The 729-nt window shown below is 52.9% G+C and carries 1 protein-coding gene; it reads left to right on the top strand.

The window, feature by feature from the left end; genetic code table 11:
* On the top strand, positions 1–729 hold a 729-nt coding region (locus IEX86_RS24775; RefSeq protein ID WP_188868799.1), incomplete at both ends, for an IS3 family transposase.

Genomic DNA, 729 nt, shown 5'->3' with positions numbered 1-729 from the left:
CGCAACGCGTCTGTCATCGAAACGCTCAATGGTTCAAATGATGCCCAGCGTACCCAACAAGAACTCACCAACGAGGTCGTGAGGTTGCAGCTGGAGAATGCCTACTTGAAAAAAGCTCGAAGCCTTGGCTCAACGCCGACAACCCTTAGCACCCGTGAGAAAACGCAGATAGTGATAGCGCTCCGGCAGCACTATCCTTTGGCCTGCCTACTCAAGTCAGCAGGGCTGGCTCGCAGTACCTTCTACTACCAATCCAATGCATTAGCTGCCGCTGATAAGTACGCCGGGCTCAAAAGCACTATCAAGACGCTTTTTGAGCGACACAAAGGCCGCTATGGCTATCGCCGTATCACTGCTGCCATCCGTAACCAAGGCACTGGGATAAACCATAAAACCATCCAGCGCTTGATGGGTATCTTGGCACTGAAGTCATCCATTAGACGACGCAGCAAGTACAGAGCTTACCGAGGCTCAACGTCTAGGGCTGCTCCTAACCGGCTCAATCGCGATTTCTCAGCCGAGCGGCCTAACGAGCGATGGGTGACAGACATTACCGAGTTTAACCTCGGTGGCCAAAAGCTCTACTTGTCACCGGTACTGGACCTCTATAACCGAGAGATCATAACCTATGAGATGGCTAGGCGACCGGTATTCGACATGGTTCGAGACATGATGGGCAAAGCCTTCAAGCGCTTAAGACGCAACGAGGCTCCGCTCCTGCATTCGGAC

It is taken from the genome of Pseudomonas asuensis, from assembly GCF_014646755.1.
In the GTDB taxonomy this organism is placed as follows: domain Bacteria; phylum Pseudomonadota; class Gammaproteobacteria; order Pseudomonadales; family Pseudomonadaceae; genus Chryseomonas; species Chryseomonas asuensis.
This window is presented reverse-complemented; position numbering and strand designations above follow the sequence as displayed.